14 protein-coding genes and 1 rRNA gene are annotated in these 21,914 nt (G+C 37.7%); 8 read left to right on the forward strand and 7 right to left on the reverse strand.

Annotated features, from left to right (window positions below; genetic code table 11):
• From H5089_RS07590 to H5089_RS07605, 4 genes are all read right to left on the reverse strand, one after another.
• Nucleotides 1–81: ribosomal RNA gene (locus H5089_RS07590) — 16S ribosomal RNA — on the reverse strand; the annotation flags it as partial.
• A 634-nt stretch (nt 82–715) separates the two neighbouring features.
• Nucleotides 716–3,637: a TonB-dependent receptor gene (locus H5089_RS07595; protein ID WP_182711887.1), complete on the reverse strand. Its 2,922-nt coding sequence runs from the start codon at nt 3,635–3,637 to the stop codon at nt 716–718.
• Nucleotides 3,638–4,053: 416 nt separating this feature from the next.
• Nucleotides 4,054–4,752, reverse strand: a complete 699-nt coding sequence (locus H5089_RS07600) for a metallophosphoesterase (RefSeq protein ID WP_182711888.1) — start codon at nt 4,750–4,752, stop codon at nt 4,054–4,056.
• 214 nt (nt 4,753–4,966) lie between these two features.
• Nucleotides 4,967–5,215, reverse strand: coding sequence for a YfhL family 4Fe-4S dicluster ferredoxin (locus H5089_RS07605; RefSeq protein WP_182711889.1), 249 nt, complete (start codon nt 5,213–5,215; stop codon nt 4,967–4,969).
• Nucleotides 5,216–5,799: 584 nt separating this feature from the next.
• Between H5089_RS07605 and H5089_RS07610 the strand changes: the two genes are divergently transcribed.
• From H5089_RS07610 to H5089_RS07620, 3 genes are all read left to right on the forward strand, one after another.
• The gene (locus H5089_RS07610; protein ID WP_182725241.1) at nt 5,800–6,327 is read left to right on the forward strand and encodes an RNA polymerase sigma factor; all 528 of its coding nucleotides are present in this window, start codon (nt 5,800–5,802) and stop codon (nt 6,325–6,327) included.
• A 63-nt stretch (nt 6,328–6,390) separates the two neighbouring features.
• A complete protein-coding gene (locus H5089_RS07615; RefSeq protein WP_182692786.1) occupies nt 6,391–7,368 on the forward strand; it encodes a FecR family protein in 978 nt (325 codons plus the stop codon).
• 24 nt (nt 7,369–7,392) lie between these two features.
• Nucleotides 7,393–10,248, forward strand: coding sequence for a TonB-dependent receptor (locus tag H5089_RS07620; RefSeq protein ID WP_182711890.1), 2,856 nt, complete (start codon nt 7,393–7,395; stop codon nt 10,246–10,248).
• Here H5089_RS07620 and H5089_RS07625 read toward each other — a convergent pair.
• A complete protein-coding gene (locus H5089_RS07625) occupies nt 10,245–12,032 on the reverse strand; it encodes a metallophosphoesterase (protein WP_182711891.1) in 1,788 nt (595 codons plus the stop codon). The genes H5089_RS07620 and H5089_RS07625 overlap by 4 nt on opposite strands.
• A 180-nt stretch (nt 12,033–12,212) precedes the next feature.
• Between H5089_RS07625 and H5089_RS07630 the strand changes: the two genes are divergently transcribed.
• From H5089_RS07630 to H5089_RS07640, 3 genes are all read left to right on the forward strand, one after another.
• Nucleotides 12,213–13,274, forward strand: coding sequence for a Ca2+-dependent phosphoinositide-specific phospholipase C (locus H5089_RS07630; RefSeq protein WP_182692789.1), 1,062 nt, complete (start codon nt 12,213–12,215; stop codon nt 13,272–13,274).
• Between the two features lie 21 nt (nt 13,275–13,295).
• Complete coding sequence (locus H5089_RS07635) at nt 13,296–16,019, forward strand: TonB-dependent receptor (protein WP_182711892.1); 2,724 nt, start codon at nt 13,296–13,298, stop codon at nt 16,017–16,019.
• 383 nt (nt 16,020–16,402) lie between these two features.
• Nucleotides 16,403–17,296, forward strand: a complete 894-nt coding sequence (locus H5089_RS07640; RefSeq protein WP_182711893.1) for a LysR family transcriptional regulator — start codon at nt 16,403–16,405, stop codon at nt 17,294–17,296.
• A 34-nt stretch (nt 17,297–17,330) separates the two neighbouring features.
• Here H5089_RS07640 and H5089_RS07645 read toward each other — a convergent pair whose 3' ends face one another.
• Nucleotides 17,331–18,203, reverse strand: a complete 873-nt coding sequence (locus tag H5089_RS07645) for an EamA family transporter (RefSeq protein ID WP_002961284.1) — start codon at nt 18,201–18,203, stop codon at nt 17,331–17,333.
• A gap of 224 nt (nt 18,204–18,427) precedes the next feature.
• On the reverse strand, nt 18,428–19,813 hold the full coding sequence (gene yegQ / locus H5089_RS07650; protein ID WP_182711894.1) for a tRNA 5-hydroxyuridine modification protein YegQ: 1,386 nt from the start codon (nt 19,811–19,813) through the stop codon (nt 18,428–18,430).
• A gap of 275 nt (nt 19,814–20,088) precedes the next feature.
• On the opposite strand from yegQ, the gene ndk reads away from it, so the two are divergent.
• Complete coding sequence (gene ndk, locus H5089_RS07655) at nt 20,089–20,520, forward strand: nucleoside-diphosphate kinase (protein WP_002961288.1); 432 nt, start codon at nt 20,089–20,091, stop codon at nt 20,518–20,520.
• A gap of 170 nt (nt 20,521–20,690) precedes the next feature.
• On the forward strand, nt 20,691–21,821 hold the full coding sequence (locus H5089_RS07660) for a bifunctional tRNA (adenosine(37)-C2)-methyltransferase TrmG/ribosomal RNA large subunit methyltransferase RlmN (protein WP_002961289.1): 1,131 nt from the start codon (nt 20,691–20,693) through the stop codon (nt 21,819–21,821).
• Nucleotides 21,822–21,914: the final 93 nt, after the last annotated feature.

A 21,914-nucleotide genomic window follows, 5' to 3' on the forward strand; every position in this document is an offset into this window, starting at 1 on the left:
TACTTTCTGTTACCGCTCGACTTGCATGTGTTAGGCCTGCCGCCAGCGTTCAATCTGAGCCATGATCAAACTCTTCAATTAAAAAGTTTTATGTCTTTCGACAGCTCAATGAATTCTGAATTTTTAATATCTTTCGATATTGAATTGACTGTGCGTTATTATTTTCACTTTTAAAAAAGTAAAATCAAAACAGCTCAAGGCTGAATCTTTTAATAACATATGGTCACTCAGTTTCAATTGAGACTCTAATTTGTTTGCCTCGCTACCTAAGTAGGTTGGCTGTTAGAACTCAATCTGTACGAGTGCCCACACAGATGATTGCTTTATATTGTTAAAGAACGTTTTGAGTCGCTTTAACGTCTCAAGGGATGCGAATAATACACCCTTTATTTTTCGAGTCAACACTTTGTTTTAAACTTTCTTTTTAGAAGATTTAAAACCGAAGTTTTATTTAACTCTCTGAGCAGTTCGTGCCTCGCTATGCGTTGGCGTTTCCCGTCTCAGTGGGGTCGCATTATAGGGAGAACAGATTTTTACGCAAGCGTTTTATTGACAAAACTTTAAATAAAGCACTGTTCGCTGAGAATTTAAGCTAAACGCATTAAAAACACAACATAACTAGCATTTTATTAACATTTAACGCTTATTAAAGTGTTTGTTATGGCCTGCGCTATCAAAAAAAAACTGTCTACAGACCTGCTATTAAGTCATTTAGCTAAAAGCTATAGTTAAAGCCCGCGTAAAAACGACGACCTGAGTAGCTAGTATTGAGTAATCGCGCATCGGTGTCATTTCCTAAACGCGTTACTGATTCAGATTTAGTTAAATTAATAACCGCTGCGGTAAAGCTAAGCCCGTCGTATAAATTTACGGATGCATTTACATCGAGTTGCTCGTAAGGGTCTTGGTATACATTTAATCCGCTATTTATACCGAGTACTGTTTCGCCGCGCTTATTATAAGAAGCACGTACATTAAAATAATCTCCTTCATAATAAACAGAGGTGTTGTACTGATACTTTGCACTACCTATTAAGGCCGACTGACCAAATTCTTTACCATTAATTGTTACATCTGCTTTATTGGTTTTGTTATAAGTGTAATTTGCGTAAAAGCCAAAACCATTATCAAAGGCATGCTGAATAAATACTTCCGCGCCTTTTGATACTGCATCGGTGCCATTACCTACAGTGCTGTAAGGGGCTATATTAATAGTCCCTGCATCCACTATATTATTTTTACCAGCAAAGTTTTGCTCTACGTCGATCACCAGTGGCACAACAAAGTTATCTACTTTTTTATGAAAAAGTGCCAACCCAACAGCAGAACCTTCGCCATAATAATACTCAATAGATAAATCAGCTTGAACTGATTCAAATGGTTTCAAGTTTTTATTTCCGCCACTACCGCTAAAACCAGGAAGCTCGTTAAATGCGGCTCTATCTTCTGCCCATTCACCTGATACATAGGTAATGCGCTGCTGCGCACCTAAATCACTATAGTCAGAACGAGATATTACTTTAGCTATTGCCCCACGAATAACTAAATCGTCGGTTGCATCCCACGCTATATTAAAGCTTGGCAAAACTTGAGTGTCTTTGTTTTGCTGAGTGACTAATTGATAGTCTTCTACAAAACGAGCGTCACCTGTTACTGGCTCACCTGTTTCATCATTTGTGTGATCTAATTGGTAGGTATATAAGTCAGTAGATGAAGTAAGTGTTTTTGTTTGCACAACACGCACACCCAAATTACCTCTGACTTCACTAAATTCAAAATCACCTTGTATATAAAAAGCCGATATTTTTTCTTCTATATCGTAAACAAAATTATCTTCAATGCGCGTATAAGGTACATAACTAGCAGTGACAATATCGCGGTATTTATTCCAGTCGATACTTGGCATTTGGTTTATATCAAAACCACCTGCAATATTATTCTCACTAGTAAATACATTTTGAGCTAATGGCATTCCACCATTCCATTGGTAGCTATCAAAACGGGTAATACCTTGTTCACTTGCTTCCCCTGCAGCAATATCAAAATTTGGATCTAAAAAGAAGGTGTTGCCGGTTTCACGGTGAAGAATTGAGTTGCGGTACTTAACACCGGTTCTAATTGTTTTTAAAAAGCCCCAATCTACATAAAAATCCACATCAGCTTGGTAGTAATCTTCTTCTAGCTCACTGCGTACAAAGCTTGAGTTTGAAGAGCCCGCATCACGACCGCCTCCAACTCCATTTTGTAAATTAACTAATGTATTAGGGTCGATATTAAGTGACACATTATTTTGATTGAGCGACCAGCCAGCCGTTTGAGCTGCGTTTTGAATAGTGGCTGCGTTTTCGCCCGCGTTAGAACTTTTATACGCCGCTTCCCAGCTTTCTTCTGGGCCGCCCTCTGATTGTGTATTACCAATTACAAAGCGCGCTTTAAAATTATCACCTTCATAGGTTAAATTAAAATCAAAGGTATGGGAGGTAGATTCCTCACGTACGTAACTGCCACGCATCCACGGAAATTGCATATCATTTTCGACACCACTTGCCATTGCATCGTATTGCATACCAGTAACAATAGTGCCCGACTCATCAAGATTTACATCCGTCAAAAAATCAGGATTTAAAGACCACTCTGGTATATCAATCACAGATTCTGTTCTGTCTTGCCCAAGTGTAAAACCAAAATAATTAAAGCCAAGCTCTAAACGATTTGTTGGTCGCCACTGGGAACTAAATTGAATCCCTTCGCGCTCACGTTTTTCGTTAAGAACAGAACCTCGAACAACTTGCGGAAACCAAACGCCATCGTAACTGTTGCCGTTTGCATCATTAATAGTATCCCAACCGTTATTGTTATCAACTGTATTACCATGTATATCTGTTGCTTGCCCAGTGCCAGTATAGCGCCATACATTAGCATCAGTACCGCCCGAAAGCGTTCTGTTTGTCCGTTCCTGATAGGTATAGCCAACTAATACACCAAAGTTTTCGTTGTCATTTTTCCATGAATATAAACCCGTAAACTGCGGTTCGTACTCTTTTGTAACATCAGCGTAAGTACTCTCTACATTAAATACACCTGAGTTTGCATCCATACTCAGAGGTTTTCGGCTATGCATTAATACAGTACCACCAACCCCACCTTCATCTAAGCGTGCTTCTGGCGATTTATAAACCTCTACGCTTTCAATCATTGAAGACGGTAACAAAGCATAATCAAACGAACGCGAAGGCTCCCCCGGGGAAGACGCAATAAAATTACCATTAAGTTGTGTAAAGGTAAGTTCTGACGATAAACCACGAATACTAACCGATGAACCTTCCCCGCCGTCACGCTCAATTACCACACCGGGTACACGCTGAAGTGAGTCTGCAACGTTTTTATCAGGGAACTTTCCAATGTCTTCCGCGGTAATGGCATCAACTACAGATCCCGACATACGTTTTACATCTAAGTTTTCGGCCATACTTGAACGGATACCACGTACTTCTATTACTTCCATACCTTTTGCGTGCTGCGGGTTTTCTTGCGCTGCAAAAGCACACGTAGAACCCAAAGCAGAAAAAATTGATATATAAAGTGACGACTTACAAAACGTTGAAAAAGGGAAAGGGTATATGCTTGCTACTATCATGTGAGAGGCTGTTCCATTTAAATCTGCTTATATAAAACCTAAAGCGAGAAGTTAGTCCTTTTACGTAAATTATTTACGAAATGGCAAAAATTGTTCCCAATTCTACACAGCCAAACTTAACCGTTTGTTAATCATCAATATTAAAACTAAATAAACGTCTCATATAACTGTATTAATACCTATTGAATGAAACTTAAAATCCAACCCACACATCAGAGCAGCTCTCAATTAAAAAACTAAGAGCGGCTTTGTGGTATTTAATAGCTTAATGAATAATTACAATGCATAAATCATCATAAAGTGTATACAAAAATACGAAGGGGATAATTTGATGTGGTAGTCAGCAGTTTATACTTTAAAAAGCAAAACTGCCGGATGATATTTGAAAGAAGTAATAATTGCTAAATAGCGCTTGGTTAATCAAGCGTAGCAATAACCTCTGAAAGCTCGAGTAATGTCGGCTTTCCACCATAATAATTTGTATCTATATGATAACTATCACCAACCCAAAAAGGCGCTTTAGTTGAGTTATGTCCATGTATTGAAAAGTCGACTCCATGACTTTTAACTACCTTATTTTGTTTAACTACTTCGCGATCCCACAATAAAGATTGCACGATTAGCGATTTATCATCAGGGTAATTTTCCCAATCCCACGATTGTGCAAATGTATGAGACAACCCAATTTTACAACCACGATACTCAAGTACTATTGAAAGCGGTTTAGTTAGTAACTCATCGCACATAACACTGAGCTTTTCACTTGATACCGACTTGTGCCAATTACCACCATTATCAGTCCATAATTTAAAAGCCGCTTTATCATTACTTAATAATGATTCCAACATTAAATGCTCATGATTACCTAATATCATACATGCCCTAATGGCTTGTAAGTATGTAAATAAGTCATATGTTTTATCCCCGCGATCAACAAAATCGCCTAGGCAAAACAAAGTATCTCTTTCAGGGTCAAAATTTACGTTATTAAGTGCGTTTTTTAAGGCCGGTAAATCACCATCAAGATCGCCAATTACAAATACTCGGCACTCATCATTAATAAATATGGCTTGTTTTGAAGATACAGCCTGAATAGCGTTAATACCTATATCCAAAATAGACTCCTATAGAATGCAATCTAAAACTTAGATTAATACTTGAGTTTATAAAGCCTTAAGGTAACACAATATAGTTGATAATTAATGAAGGTAATAAGATTTGATTGAAACTAAAAATGTATGACAGCGGACTTTAGCTACAACCTAAATAAGTAATGTAAGTAGTGTTTTTAGCATAAATTAAAAGCGGCTTAGCAAAATGTCTGACGAGTTATTTGCCAGTTACCCGCACAAATTTTTCTGCTAGTTCGTCCAAAGTTTCACGCTTATTCGGATCGGGCTTTATGCAGTCAATAGGGCAAACACTTTCGCAAGTAGGTTTATCATAATGCCCTACACACTCTGTACATTTGTTTGCATCTATTTGGTATATTTTAGCGCCCATATAAATAGCCTCATTAGGGCATTCTGGGTCACACATATCGCAGTTAATGCATTTGTTATTTATGAGTAAAGCCATTTCCTAGCCCTTTCAATTAAAATCATTATAAAACAAAAAGATAAGTAAAAATAAAGGTGTATAAAGGCTGATTTTTGTGCAGCTCTAGTTTAATAAAAAACCGCTATTTTTCAATAAATCGTAACTCACCATTTTATTTTTAGGTGTAAATTTCAGCCATAAATTATGCCTATTTTTCTCTGTTGCTTTGTTGATCCTAATCAATAAAAATAGCTGCACTTTTACTAAGTTTGATACTATTATTTTAACTTTTCTATGTCATTTTTTAAGCTAATATAAAACTAGCTGATCTGCCGAAAAGCGCTTAAGCCCTCTAGTCATACGCTAATCTCGCCAAAAGAACATTCAAATAAGTGATAACAAGGGAATATAGTACCTCCAAAAATTTAGTCTTTCTCAAAGCGTTATTTGCTCAAATACTCTATGCCTAAAATTAAACCCTATTTAAAGCGTTAAGATGCTCTAAATGATAATTTATTCTTCGTATCATTACTTTAATTTACTTAATCGCCCAACCGTACCTGTAATCAATTGGTCATATTATTCACTTAGTATTTATTTAAAATAAAATTCTAGACTGAGTAATGAAGACTTTTAAAAGCCCCCTGCCATCGAATTTAAATATTTCTTCTGAACAAAGCGATGTAAAAAACGTTATCAGCCATATTCGTAAGTTTGTTAGTCGTCGAACAAATAATACCGATGACGTAGACGACCTAGTCCAAGAAGCTTTGCTGAGAACTTTAAATAGAAATGACACATTAGAAATTGAAAACTTTCAGGCGTACATAAATCAAGTCGCAAAGTCTGTTATGTATAGTGATTGGCAAAAAAATAAAAGCCAACCAAATAAAGCAGAAGATATTGAGCTTTTTACAGATGATAATAGCGATCCAGAGGCGCAGTCTATTACAGAGCAAAAGCTCGAGCTTGTTAAAAGTGCGTTGGAAGAGTTGCCACCTTTAAGAAGAAAAGTATTTAAGCTTCGACGTATTAACGGATTAAGTCGCGAAGAAATTAGTCTGCAGTTAAATATGAGCCAAGAATCTGTAAAAAAACATATTACGCGCGCAATGATACAAATAACGCTTCACATAGAAAAAAATCAATAAAAATGTCCCCTTTATTACACTTTTACGCTCTTTATATTTAATCAACGCAGGTTAGGTTTTTTAATGAACGAACAACGCTTAGAACAGGCAGCAGATTGGGTAGATCGGATTAATGATTTAAATGATCATGACCGTAAAGAACTATCGCTTTGGTTAAAATGCACAGAAAATAAGGCTGCATTTGAGAAAATAGCCAATGTATTTGGCGATCCTGCTGTTAAACAGGCTCTACACATTTACACTAAACAATATAGTTTACCGACTCCAATAATTACGCCTAATGCTAAACGTTCTAGGGCTTTCCCTATGCTCGCCTTAGCAGCTAGTTTTAGCGCTATTGCTTTTGCAGTGTACTGGCTTTCTATATCTCAACAAGCGTTTACACCAACACCTATTGCAAAAACAGCAGTTGAAACTAACCTACCTCAGCTTTTAGAAGCACGTTTAGGCAAACGTGTATCTAAGTTATTAGATGACGGTTCATATTTACACTTAAATGCAGATAGTGAGTTGACTGCGCACTTACTACCACACTCTAGGCAAATCGAATTAAAAAAAGGACAGGTTTTTTTTGATGTAGCCAAAGATAAAACACGGCCATTTATAATAAATTCCGGACAAGCAAGCATTAAAGTACTAGGTACTTCTTTTGATGTAGAGCGCAATAAGGATGAAGTAGTGGTAACAGTGTACGAAGGCAGGGTAGAAGTCTCGGCCTTAGATAAAGTGATATTAACTCCCTCTCAACAAGCTGTTATAAAAAATGGACATATAGCTGTAGATTATAGCCAGCAGTTGACACAACTCCCTGCTTGGCGAATGGGTTGGATTGATGCAAAAAAAGAACCTCTAACCACTGTTATTAAGCAATTGCAGCGTTATAGCCCTATGGTAATTAAAGTAGATAACGCACTAAATAATACTTTAATTAGCGGACGATTTAATCTCGAAACGCCGCAACAAAGCCTTATGCTAATAGCATCTACTTACAACTGGAATGTAGAAAAAAAGAGCAACGAACTTCATTTAACGCGACCTTAAATGAAGTATGTTGATTAAACTCTTATGCTAAAACATGTATGTACATTAGATAAACGTATTTTAGTGTACTTTTTTATTGCTGTTAGTTGCTTAACAGCAATGCCAAGTGCCGCAAAAAACATACATACGTTTGTTTATATACCTGCCGGTTCTCTCAGTGACAGCTTAAGAGAAGTAGCAAATGCATATGCAGTCTCTTTTAGTAGTAACCCTTCCCTTATCGACGACAAAACTACATCCACCTTAATTGGCGATCATACACTTGCTCAAGCACTAGATTTTTTATTAATAGGCAGCGAGTTAACATATAAAATTCAAGACAAGGGTTTTGTTATTTTTCAACAAAAAATAACGACCAATAAAGAAACACTTGAAGAAATAACAGTAAAGGGTATCCGCTATTCGTTGGCTCGCTCACGAAACTTAAAACACAATAATAAAACGATTAGCGAAGCAATTTCAGCACAAGATATTACCGATATACCAAATACTAACTTGGCTGAAGCCTTACAGTATATTTCGGGTGTAGCCATTACTCGCGAAGCAGGCGAAGGTCGCCAAGTATCAATACGTGGCAGTTATCCTGATTTTAGTTTGGTAACACTTAACGGCATGCCTGTATTGGCAAATAATGATTCACCAATGGATAGTCGAGTGCAAAAACAGCGCGATCGTTCTTTCGACTTCAATATTTTACCTGCCGAACTATTTAAACAAATTCATGTAATTAAAGCCTATTCTGCCGACAAAATTGCAGGTGGAATATCTGGCACTATGGCACTGCAAACTATAAACCCCTTAGATAATGAAGGATTTAAATTTATTATTACACCAGAAGTCGGCTACAACGACTATGTGGGTACAGGCGCAAAACGCTATTCAAGCTTAATTTCTAACACGTGGAATAATTGGGGGGTACTTGCAAGCGTTGCGTACACAAACAGAGAATCGTTAGAGCAAGGCGCTAATACATTTCGCTGGCGAAATATTGCCATAGAAGGCGCTGATCTCTCGGCGTTAACTCAATCACAAGCTCAGCATTTAACTCAAGGCGATTATATAATCCCTCGCGGTAATCGCTACTCGGTATGGCAAGCAACCCAGCAACGATTTGGGGCAAACCTATCTGTAGAGTATAAAAACGAAACCACGCATTTTGATTTTGATATGCTCTCAGGTTTTTTAAAAGGAGAGCGGCATGAATATCATTTATACCCTAGAGGGGATCAGTCAACGCCTATAATTAAAGGGCTAACAACAATTAAAGACATTCAAGCTAATGAAAATAATGAGCTTGAGTATGCACGTTATGAAAATGCACGCGTGGCAACCGAAAGCCGAACTCAAAAAATAAATACGGCATATCAGCAAGGCGTGCTGTCATTTTCCCAGCAACTAGATAAAAATTGGAAAATAAACGCCATATTAGGAAACGAGCGCTCAAAGTATGACATTCCTTACAGCAATAAAATTTATACCCAAGGTATAAGTGACGTTACAATTGATTATCGTAAAACGCCATTTTATGCAGATATTAAGTACAGCGAAAACTTGAAAAATCCGACGATGTGGCAAATGCATCATGGTGATATAGAGCAATACAATTCAAATAGTGAGTACACCTTCGCAAAATTAGATTTTCAATATGACGTTAATAGTTTAATAACTCTTCAATTTGGGGCTGACTGGACTCTGTTTGAAAATAAAATGAATAACGCACAGCAAAACGATATTTTTTTTAATGAAATATCCGATACACCACAACAATTAATTGACCTTCCTGCATCGTATGTTTCATCGCAAAATGCACATAAAAAACAGCAGTGGTTAAAAATAAACACTAATGAGGCACTTAATCTTTATGGCATTGACCCATTTAATGTACAAGCCAATAATTTTTTAATCACGACTAAAGCTGAACATATAAAGGAATATAGCAGAGGTGCTTATACTCTATTAAGTACAGAGCAAGAAAAATGGGTGGCTCATATTGGTGTGCGTTACCAATCAGAATCTATAACATCTTACACTCAAGCGCCCTACTCCCCTATTTTGTATAACTTATGGTTGCCAACGTTTAATGGGTCATATTTTATTAACGATAATTGGCGATTTCGTGCAGGACTTTCTAAAAACTATTCAAAACCATTACTAAATTCACTCAATTTTGATGGCTCAAACGATACCCCCAATAGTACAAAATACATATTTAACTCAAATCTAAAACCTTACTTATCTTATAATAGCGATATTTCCTTAGAGGCTGATTTTAGTAGTCGCAGTTCGTTTAACATATCACTTTTTTATAAAGATCTAGAGGATTACATAGTCACAACACAAGCGCCTTTATTTGAAGATTCGCCGCCTACAACCTCCGATAGTCAATTACTTTGGCTAAGTAATGCAGAAACGGCCTATCAGTGGGGAGCCGAGGTAAGTTTAAACTACTTAATACATAATTCTGATTGGGGCATTAATATACAAGCGGCTTATAATAAAGGTAAAGTCACCTATTATGACTCAAATAGTGGCACTGCTTTATTTAAAAAAAACCTGCCTTTTTTATCTAAAATTACCGCATCAAGTATGATTTTTTACGACCACCCTAAATTCAATTTTAAACTCGGCGCTATTTTTAGAGATAAATATTTAGTGCGTGCTGGCAGCCTTTTACTCGATGAAAACGAAACCGGATTTATGCCGACCACATATTGGGATGCAAGTGTAAATTATTATTTTTCTAATTATTGGAAACTTAAATTTAGCGCATTTAATCTCAGTAATGAACAAGAGCGACAATACAGTAATTCAACCCTCAGAGCTTACAACTCAACCACAAGTGGACGTACCTTTTACTTAGGGTTGAGTTATCAGTATTAAATGATTTTTCCTGTTTTTAAATCAACGCGGAAATTCTCCCCCTGGGTATGTTGACTAAATTTTGCCATTACTTTTATTAACAGGGCTAAGTATTGCTGTATTTGCGTATCTGTTTTACATGTCGATTGTGCTAAAAAAGTATTTAGTTGTTGATAAGTAATACGTTTTTTAGCTGTTATATCTGCTGTTACATCACCATTTCTTAATAAATAAAAATCTTGAAGCCATTCTTTTGTCGATACAGCTTCAAGCTGAGAGAGCAAATTAGGCGGTGCTTCATTTAAACATTGCATATTTGTAAACCAATCGGCTAAATGATGATTGTCATTTAACCATGCCACTAAATTTTTAGGCCAATCGCGTTTTAAAAAACGCTGTTTAATCAGCCCAAATAAATGTTGCTTGGTAAAATCACCATAACTCTTTGAGTTCAAAATAGTGCGGTCAAAATTACTAAGATTATGCAAGTTACGATACTGCCATTCCTTTTCATATAAACTAAATAAGTTATTAAAACCCGGCACATCGTCTAATGTATGAGTACTAATAAGCGCGGTTTGCTTAGCTAAATTTAGCTCTACAACTTTATAGGCCGCTTTGTAAGCCGCTAAACTTGGCACTTGCACATTAACTAACTGGGAGTGCTGATTACTGGTTATCAGCGCCGTATCATTTAAATGCATATGCCCTGCAAAATGGAGCGTTAACCCTGTATCTGCCAGTATTTTTGCTGTACGTGGTGTTGGCACTCTTGGTAGAGAAAAATGACCACAGCTAAACACTTTATGTAATTCGTCATTTGCATTGTCGTAAAACTCCCCCATTGGAAAGTGACTAAATGCAACCAGTGTTTTATTTTGCGTTTTGGCTCTTTTTACAACCGTTTTTATCCACTTTAACAATAGAGGCTTTGCATCAATTAAAGCATTATAGCCAGCACCAGACGACCCTTTAAAAGTGAGCGGTGAGTTTTGCCATTGCGGTGCATAAACATTGGCATCAATTGCCATTAACCAAACCCCTTTTATAGGCTCAACTAAATAACTCGCATCGGGCATGGTGATACAGTGTTTTTTGTTATTGGGGTTACACCATATAAACTCTCGGTTTTTATAAGGCGTTTCATATAGCACATCACCTTTATGTTTACTAAACCCAAAGTCATTGAGTGTGCTTAGTATTTCAGCGTATCCCCAGTTTTTTAAACCATCATCACATACAGACTGCTTAGCCATACACTTTTCATGTTGATAACTATAAACACCAAACTCTTTACCTTGCGCCATTAAAAAGTCCGCTTTACCTGCCGGTGTTGTATATGGTTTTACGGGATCGTGATTACCCGGTATGGCAAAGAAACGCATTCCATATTTCTTTTCATAATGACCTAAAATACGCGCCAGTGCCCGCACATTAATAGGTTGACCATCATCAGTAAAATCGCCAGGTAAGGCGACTAGTTTTATTTTTTTTTCGGCTAATTCATCTAATACATGTAAAAAAACAAAATAATTTTCATTAAAAAGACGTGTTGAATGAAGCTGGGCAAGCATACTACGCACTAGTAATGGTTGCTTTGAGGTAACATCCTTTGGTAGTTCTATATTATCTACGTCATGTAAATTAGCAAAAATATCATGTAGATGAATATCAGCTAAAAATGCCACTTTAACCGTCTCCATCTGCGACGCACTTTTAACCTCAAAGTACTCAATAGCACTTACTTTGCATGTAATACATAACCCAATCCATAGTGCTAACCATAGTACTTTGACTCTAATCATGATGGCTTTATCCCGTTTTTATTTCACTCATTATTTAGAGCGAGGTAATGGATAAAAGGGGACATGAAATTTAATAAACATGCTTTTCTATTATGAAACTTTTATTAAATGCATATTTTTGTGTCCCCTAATTTATAAATGCTCGCTCTTAGATAGCAAACTCAACAATTGAGACGTGCTATGCCATTTTTTATTTTTATTTTTTTTGCAGGTTATGTAAGCAGTGTTAGCGCTAAGCCATTAAACACCCTGCAAATGATTGGCTCACATAACAGCTATAAAAAAACATTAAACGTAAGCGTTAAACATAAATTAAATGATTTAAGCCCCAAGCTAATGGCCCGTATTGATTACGGTCATTCATCTATTATTAAACAGTTAAATAGCGGTGTTCGCCATTTAGAAATTGACGTTTTAAAAGACCCAAATGGGGGTTTATACATAAAACCTTGGGCTAATACTTTTGCAACAACGCCTTTGTTTAATGAGTTAGAAAAAAAGCAATTAGCTACTCCTGGATTTAAAGTAATGCACATTCCCGACATTGATGTGCAAAGCCATTGTGTGTTGTTTAGTGGCTGTTTGAATACATTGAAAGCATGGTCAGAGGCAAATCCGCAGCACTTTCCAATTGTTGTAATGCTCAATGTAAAAGAAACACGATCTGATTTAGTTCTGGGGAATAATCCACTTAAATTTACACCGAAAGATTATTATTTACTCGATGAAGTAATTCAAAAATCGTTACCTAACTTATTATTCACGCCAGATGATTTACGCAAAACGCCATTATCTTTAAACCAAACAGTCGTTAAGTTTGGGTGGCCAAGTACACGTGCCTTAGCAGGTAAGTTCATATTCTTATTTGATGGCAATACACAACAATCCGCACTTTATAAACAAAATAGGCCTTCGTTAAAAGGGGCTAGCATGTTTGCCCATTATGATGAAAACCACCCCGAAGCTGCTTTTATGATTGTGAACAACCCTATACGCGACTTTTATAAAATTCAGCAACTTGTATTAAAAGGCTTCATGGTGCGTACCCGCGCAGATGCAAATTTAAGTGCCACTAATTCGCAACGAACAATGCAGTTTAATGCTGCAAAAAATAGCGGCGCACAAGTAATTTCAACCGATTTTATACCCGGCTCGCCACAGCAGGCGCGCTTTAACTATGTGGTGCAATTTGACGGAGGTCATTTAGTGCGCACAAACCCTTTTATTAATAATCAACTTTAAATTAAAAACCAAGGAAGCATCATGTTGAACAAACCATCTCGTACGCTTTTAGCAACGGCTATAATGAGTTCATTAGGCGCGTCTAATTATGTGTATGCAGAACAATCTGCGCAAACAGAAGTGGAAGAAATTGTTGTACAGGGTTATCGCAACAGTTTGTTAAAGGCAAAAGATTTAAAACGAAATGCTGTGGGCGCACAAGATTCTATTGTGGCTGAAGATATTGCAGATTTTCCCGATCTAAATCTAGCAGACTCACTACAACGTGTACCTGGCATTGCCATAACTCGAGAGGGCGGCGAAGGCCGACAAATTTCGTTACGAGGCTTGGGTCCAAACTTTACACAAGTACAACTCAACGGTATGGAAGCTTTAGGTACATCGTCTTCAGCAATGGATAGCCGAGGTTCCGTAAGTCGCTCTCGCGCTTTTGATTTTAATATATTTGCTTCTGAGTTATTTCAACGCGTTGATGTGAAAAAATCATTTTCAGCCGAAATGGATGAAGGCGGCATAGGCGGCACTGTTGGGCTTCATACAGCTAAACCATTTGATTTTGATGGTTTTAATACTGCTCTATCAGGTCAACTTGGCGACAACTCACAAACCGATGATGTTAGCCCACGTTTTGCAGCTCTGATCTCAGATACTTGGGATGATAAATTTGGCGCATTATTTTCAATTGCATACAGCAAACGTGATGTAAATGAGCAAGGTTACAATACGTATCGCTGGCGCAAAAAAAATGCTTCAGGCTCTGATATCTCAAATCTTTCAGGTGAACTACAAGACAAAATAAATAACGAAGAAGTGAGCTTTTCACGTGGTAGCCGCTATTCATTATTTGAAAATGAACAGGAACGTTTAGGGACGACCCTTGCTCTTCAATATCGCCCGAGTAATAACCTTGAATTCGGTTTTGACGCTCTATATGGTGAACTGAATAATGACCGCAGTGAATACCACTTACAAAACAGAGGTTCTAGCTCAACAGCTATTGGTTGTACTGGACCAGCTTATAACAACGAGCAAGTATGTTCAAAGCTCACAGCACTTGAAATAAATGAAAATAACGACGCTATTTACTCAGTATACGAAGATGCCGCAATACACTCAGAAAGCCGCAGCCAATATGCAGACACTAAAATAAGTCAATTTGTATTAAAAAGTGACTGGCAAATTACAAACGATTTAAATATGACCGCTCTCGTGGGGCGCTCAGAAACCAAATTTAATACAGGGAGTGTTAAAGTTTATCTAGAAACATTTGGCGATGAAACAATTGATTACCGCCAAGATGCTTATTATGGTGAAAACACATACGGGTTTGAGCCTACAGACAGTAGTTTATTTCGTTATCACGAAATTGATATATCTGAAGAAGAAATAACTAATACATTCGACTCTATGAAATTAGATTTTAATTACACACTAAACAATGCTTCAAATATAAAGTTTGGTGTATCTAATAAAAAGTTTGAAAGTGAAAACGGTGAAAGTAAATCTGATAATATTAATCGCAGTGATTGGGAAGATGGCGTACTGGATGACACGGTAGATTCAAGCCTTACATTTACCAATACCGCACACAATAAACAACAATGGGTAAGTGTTGATGTACTAGGCACTCTAGCGAGTATGAATATCGACCCTAACTTAGATAACCCTGATTTTACCGATAACGTACAAGAAAAAACCTTTGGCGCTTATTTGCAGTACGAAGCTGAATGGGAACTAGGCTCAGGTTACTTAATGGGTAATGCGGGTGTGCGCCATTACGATACTACTACCAATGCTATAGGGTTAATAAATGGAGAAGTAGTTGACGTTGAAAATACCTATTCAGGGTTGCTACCCGCTATAAATTTAGTGTGGGATAGTAATAACAGTTTAGTACTTCGTGCAAGCTATGGCGAAAATCTCACCCGCCCTTCGCTCGGTGCATTAGTGCCAACAGGCGTTGTACAAAATGATGCCACATCAACCAATGGCCTTAGTATCAGTTCAGGAAACCCAAACCTTAAACCTTACGAATCTGTTAACTTCGACTTTTCAGTCGAGTACTATTTTGAAAACATTGGGTATGCGGCCGTAAGTTACTTCCATAAGTCTATCGATAACTTCATTATCACCGAAACATATGATATCCCGTACAGTCAAACCGGATATCCTCTTAGCTTTTTAGGCGACGTAGACGAAAACGGTAATCCGCAAACAGCAAATACTGTTTTCACCGTTATTCAACCACAAAACTTAGATGAAAGTGATATTAGTGGCTGGGAGCTCGCTTTTCAACGAGACCTCGACTTTTTGCCAGCTCCGTTTAATAACTTAGGTGTTATTGCTAATTATACATTTGCTGATGGTGAAGCGCTGTACCGTAACGTAGGTAATTCGGGTATTGATCAATATAAATCATTCCCTGGGCTGTCAGAACACTCTGGTAACTTTACAGTATATTACGATTCTGATTCATGGGGCGCACGCGTTGCAGCAGCTTATAGAAGTGACTATATTGCATCGGTACAAGCCGGTAACGGCGACGAAGACGAAAATGGTTTTCATGCCAGTACATACATAGATGCATCAGCATTTTATCAGGTTAATGAAAAGCTAAAGCTCACTATAGAAGCCAGTAATTTAACTAATGAACGAGAAGAGCAGTATTCAGACTCCAATGATCGTTTATACAATACGACGGTTAATGGCCGTACTGTTTATTTAGGTGCCAGTTATCGCTTCTAAATTATAAAAATGAGGCTCTATTTTTGTGTAGAGCCTCTAATTATTTTTTAGGGATTCATCAAAAAAGACGACTTATAAAAATGATCACTTAATTAAGCGAATTTATATAGAGCACTCGATGTAAATCATTATTTGTAAATCTACTTTCAACGGCTCTAACAAGAACGATTTAAAACTACTTTTAATTAATTTAGCTGTTCAGATTGAGTTACATTATTTACCAGTGCTCTTATTGAGAGTTATTAAATTAAAATCACATAAAATTTGGTTGCCTAATTTCAGTTCTTCCCTCCCCCCTTAATCTCTAATGAAATATTAAGGCGCCGCTGTTAGTATTAAACAACATAATCAATAATTAAGTCTTAATATGATAAGTGGTTTTGATGGCAGCTAATTATTCTCTCGATGATTTACGTTACTTTTGCACCATAGTAAAACTAGGTAGCTTTAAAAAAGCATCAATAAGCCTTGATATGTCACTATCAACTTTGAGCCGTAGAATACGTTTATTAGAGCAAGCTCTGCAATTAACGTTACTAAATCGAGATGCTCATCGGGTAACACTTACGCATACTGGCGAGTTATATTACGATCGCTATCGTAAACTGTTCGATGAAGTAGAGTGTATAGAGCAAGCACTTTGTGATGAGAAAGAGCAACCTAAAGGGAAAATTAGGATCTCTGCACCCATTTACATGGGTAAACACTTTTTAAGTGCTATTTTTTGTGATTTTTTACTGCAATATCCCGATATTCAACTAGATTTACGCTTTTCAAATAACCTTATTGATATTGAAAAAGAAGGGATTGATATAGCGTTTAGAGTAAGAAATCCTGCTATTGATAATTGGGTTATTAGGGAGCTTAAGCTTACTCACAATATATTATGTACTCACTTAAGTCATGATTATCAATCCATCACTCATCCTAAGCAATTAGAAGAGCAACCAAAAGTTACGTGCGTTGGGTTGGTACCGTGGCAGTTAAAAAATCAGCAAACGAGTGAAGAATACAGTTTTAATCCAAACACGCATGTCCGGTTAGAAGTTGATGAAATTCAAATGATGAAACAAGCCGTTGAGTCTGGTGTAGGCATTAGCTACATTCCTGATTATATATCATTGCCTCTTATTGAAGCCACAAAGCTTAAACGTATCCTTCCTGACTGGCAAAGTGAAGGGCAGCCATTTTCTATGCTTTATCGCGACAGAAAACAAGTATCTTATCGGGTACGACTATTAATAGAGCATACATTGCAACACTTCAACGAAAAGTAGCAATGTATGCTTTTAAAAGGAAAGCTTTAAACGTTTAAAAACTAAGCCTAAGTACAATTACACCTAAAAATGCTGTTGCTAATCCTATCACTTCTTGGCGGGTAAAAGACTCTTTTAGAATGATGCGTGAGTAGAGCAAAATAATTAAAATGTTCATCCCCGAAATTGCCGAAACGAGCCCTGTATTACCAATTGCAAAAGCCGATATTATTGCCACCATACCTGCCACGTTTGTTAATCCAATCAGTAACCCGCATGAAAATGTTTTACTCGCAGACCAATACCCTTGAGAAGTGCCTTGCTCTGCTAGCATTTTTTTACGCTTTACTAACCAACTAACAGCAAAAAGAAAACTACCAAAACCAAACATAGACGTTAGCGTTGCAAACGTATCGGCCTCAAGAAGTGTTGATTGCTTACCCATTAAATCATTAAATGCAAAGGCAAGTGCAGCGAGTAATCCCCATTGCGCACCTTGTAGGTTGTTCAACGAAATATCGCTTGAATAACGAATGATATAAAGGCCACCAAAAATAATGAAAAAGCCAATTAATTGAATTGTTGTTAAGGTCTCCTGCCACAATAAAAAAGCAAATAAAAGGACAAACAAAGGCGTCAATCCTGATAAAATACTAATTAAAGACGCTTTACCAACCGAAAACCCCTTATGCAACAAACCATTAGCAGCAAAAGAGCCAAAACCTAACGCTAGCCCAACCGTAATGTCTGCCCAGCCATACCATGTATGTTCAAATACCACAGTACCTAGCGCACTAATAACAAATCCTACAAAAAATACACCGAATAATAATAAGTTACGGTTAATCTTTTTCTGCGACGTCCATTGATACAACACTCCTCGGGCACCAAAAAAAACGGTTGCGAGTAATGCAAAAATTATCCACATACAAAAATGATTCCTTTAAAAAGTAATGGGGTAACAGTGAGGAGCGATTTAACAACACGTGTTAAGTACGAATATCCATTATATTCGCTTTTAAAATTTTATAAATAAGCATTAATGATAAGATAAATTCCATAAATGGTATTTAAAAAATAGCAGATGAAGATATAACTGCTCAGCGTCACTCTATTTAATAAAATAGCTTTGAGCAGTTATTAGAGTGGATCCTAACTGACCTTTTTGAACGGATTACGGGTATCTTGGTGCGCGTCTAGATTACGCATTAAAATAGCGTGATCTAAGTTAATGCCCTCATCTAGCTGGATTTTTACAATATGACCAGAGCCTTTAGCATCGCTAATACTTTTGCCTCTTTTGTTTTCCATATATTCAAGCGTAAAAGTAATGTTACCTTGTGGTGTCATAAGCTCTAAAGAGTGACCAGTACAAAATTTATTTTTAACGTCTATTTCAACTAATCCACTTTCGCAGCGCCCAAGTACTTCACCCACAAATTGCTGCTTAGTTGATACAGAGTGACCGTATTCATAGTTTTGATAATCTTGGTGGGCATGGCGTTTTAAAAAGCCTTCGGTATAACCACGATGCGCCAAGTTTTCTAATGTTTTAAATAAGCTAGTATCAAATGGTTTACCCACAGCGGCATCATCTATTGCTTTACGATAAACTTGTGCAGTGCGCGCCACATAATAAAATGACTTAGTACGCCCTTCTATTTTTAAACTATGTACCCCCATTTTTGTTAACTGCTCTACGTATTGCACAGCGCGTAAATCTTTGGAATTCATAATATACGTGCCGTGTTCATCCTCAAACGCAGGCATATACTCACCAGGGCGACCTTGTTCCTCTAGAATAAATACATCGTTGCTTGGCGCGCCTTCACCCAGTGTAGGAATCATCTGTTTGGGGTCAATTTTATGTACCATTTCGCCAGTTTCGTTCTCAACACCAGGTTTTACATCGTAATCCCAGCGACATGCATTAGTACACGTGCCTTGATTTGGATCGCGCTTATTTATGTAACCAGAGAGCAAACAACGCCCCGAATATGCCATACACAGTGCGCCATGTACAAATACTTCAAGTTCGGTGTCTGGGCAGAGTGTGCGTATTTCGGTTATTTCTTCGAGCGACAGCTCCCGCGATAAAATAACGCGTTCAATTCCCTGCTTTGCCCAAAATTGTACACTCGCGTAATTTACCGCATTCGCCTGTACTGATAAGTGAATGGGCATCGCAGGCCATTTTTCACGAACAAGCATAATTAAACCAGGGTCTGACATAATCAGCGCATCGGGCTGCATCGCAATAACTGGCTCTATATCACGTAAATACGATTTAACTTTAGCGTTATGCGGCGCAATATTAGACACCACATAAAACTTTTTATTTTGCGCATGCGCCTCACTAATGCCTATTTGCAGGGTCTCTAGGTCAAACTCATTATTACGCACACGCAAACTATAACGAGGCTGCCCCGCATAAACCGCATCTGCGCCATAAGCAAACGCGTAGCGCATGTTTTTTAAACTGCCTGCGGGGCATAATAATTCAGGAATAAAAGGCATTGAAGAAATAACGGGTAACATGTGCGCTCCATACATCGAACTGGGTTTAAACCAGTTGCATGAGTTTTACCAATTTGATTGAAAAATTAAGCATTAATCCAGTGAAATTGGTGTTATTGAAAAATACATAAACACAAGCGCAGCAGTATAAATATGGCTAATAATTTAAATTTGATCGAGATCATAAAACAGCAATCAAACTGGTTTTTAATAAAATTAGGATTTTTCACTTAAAACGCGTATAATTCGCGCCCGTTAATATTCACACTTTTACTTAAAATTATTGGAGCATAAAGATGGCTTTAGAGCGTACTTTCTCAATCGTAAAACCTGATGCAGTTGCTAAAAACCACATTGGCGCTATCTACAACCGTTTCGAAACTGCTGGCCTTAAAATCGTTGCAGCTAAAATGGTTCACCTTTCACAAGAGAAAGCTGAAGGTTTCTACGCAGAACATAGCGAACGTCCTTTCTTTGGCGCTTTAGTATCTTTCATGACATCTGGTCCAGTAATGGTTACAGTTCTTGAAGGCGAAAACGCTGTTCTTAAAAACCGTGAAATCATGGGTGCTACTAACCCTGCTGAAGCACTAGCTGGCACTTTACGTGCAGACTACGCTGATAGCATCGACGAAAACGCTGTTCACGGTTCTGATGCTGTTGAATCTGCTGCTCGCGAAATCGCGTACTTCTTCGCTGACGAAGAGCTTTGTTCACGTACTCGTTAATTCGAATTCGTTAACAAAATGAAAAGGGCTTTCGGGCCCTTTTTTAGTCATTACGCAAAGTATTCATAAGTGCATTTTTTGATATTTTACTTAATGATTAAAGTGAGTGAATTGTGTACAATTCGTCCTCGTAAATTTTTATCTCCACCGTCACCGATTGAGGTTGTTTCATGACCGAGCAAAAAAAGATTAACTTATTAGATTTAAACCGAGATGCAATGCGCGAGCTATTTGCATCGTTCGGTGAAAAGCCGTTTCGTAGTGACCAGGTGATGAAATGGATTTATCATTTTGGCGTAGATAACTTCGACGAAATGACTAACGTAAATAAAAAGCTTAAAGAAAAGCTTAAAGCTGAGTGCGAAATTGTAGCGCCAGAAATAACAGTTCGCCAACAAGCAAGCGACGGTACTATTAAGTACGCGCTTATCCTTGAAGGCGGCCAAGAAGTAGAAGCCGTTTGGATCCCTGAAAAAGAGCGCGCTACGTTATGTGTATCATCACAAGTGGGTTGTGCGCTTGAATGTACTTTTTGTTCTACTGCTCAACAAGGCTTTAACCGTAACTTAAAAGTATCTGAAATTATTGGCCAAGTTTGGCGTGTAGCTAAAGATATAGGCCTTGATGGTCATAGCGAAAAGCGCCCAGTGACTAATGTTGTAATGATGGGTATGGGCGAGCCTTTACTTAATCTTAAAAACGTAGTGCCAGCAATGGAACTAATGATGGACGATTGGGGCTTTGGTTTATCTAAGCGCCGCGTAACATTAAGTACTTCAGGCGTTGTACCTGCTCTTGATTTACTAAAAGAAAAAATTGACGTAGCACTGGCTATATCTCTTCACGCACCCGATAACGCACTGCGTGATATTTTAGTGCCTGTTAATAAAAAGTACCCTATTGAAGAGTTTTTAGCGGCGTGTCGTCGTTATATCGACGGTTCAAAAGCTAATAAAGACGTAACTGTTGAATACGTTATGCTTAATGGCATTAACGACAGCACTGATCAAGCGCATGCATTAGTACAAACGTTAAAAGGCACACCGTCTAAGGTAAACCTTATTCCGTTTAACCCGTTCCCGGGTAACGAGTACACACGCTCAAGTAATAGCCGTATCGACCGCTTTTCAAAAGTACTACAAGCTGCAGGTGTAACCTGTATTGTTCGCCGTACTCGCGGCGATGATATTGACGCAGCTTGCGGTCAGTTAGTCGGTGACGTAGTTGACCGTACTAAACGTTTAGCTAAAAAGAAAATCCGCGACGATAACGCGATTGCCGTTAATATCCACCAAGCATAATCTGTAACAGCCTTATACGAATAAACCATATAAGGCTGTTAAGTTGTTTATTTTTAAATAAATGATGCAAGAGTAAAGCTTTTAGGTAAGATA

The sequence above is a fragment of the Pseudoalteromonas sp. SR45-1 genome (assembly GCF_014163655.1).
Classification (GTDB): Bacteria; Pseudomonadota; Gammaproteobacteria; order Enterobacterales; family Alteromonadaceae; genus Pseudoalteromonas; species Pseudoalteromonas distincta.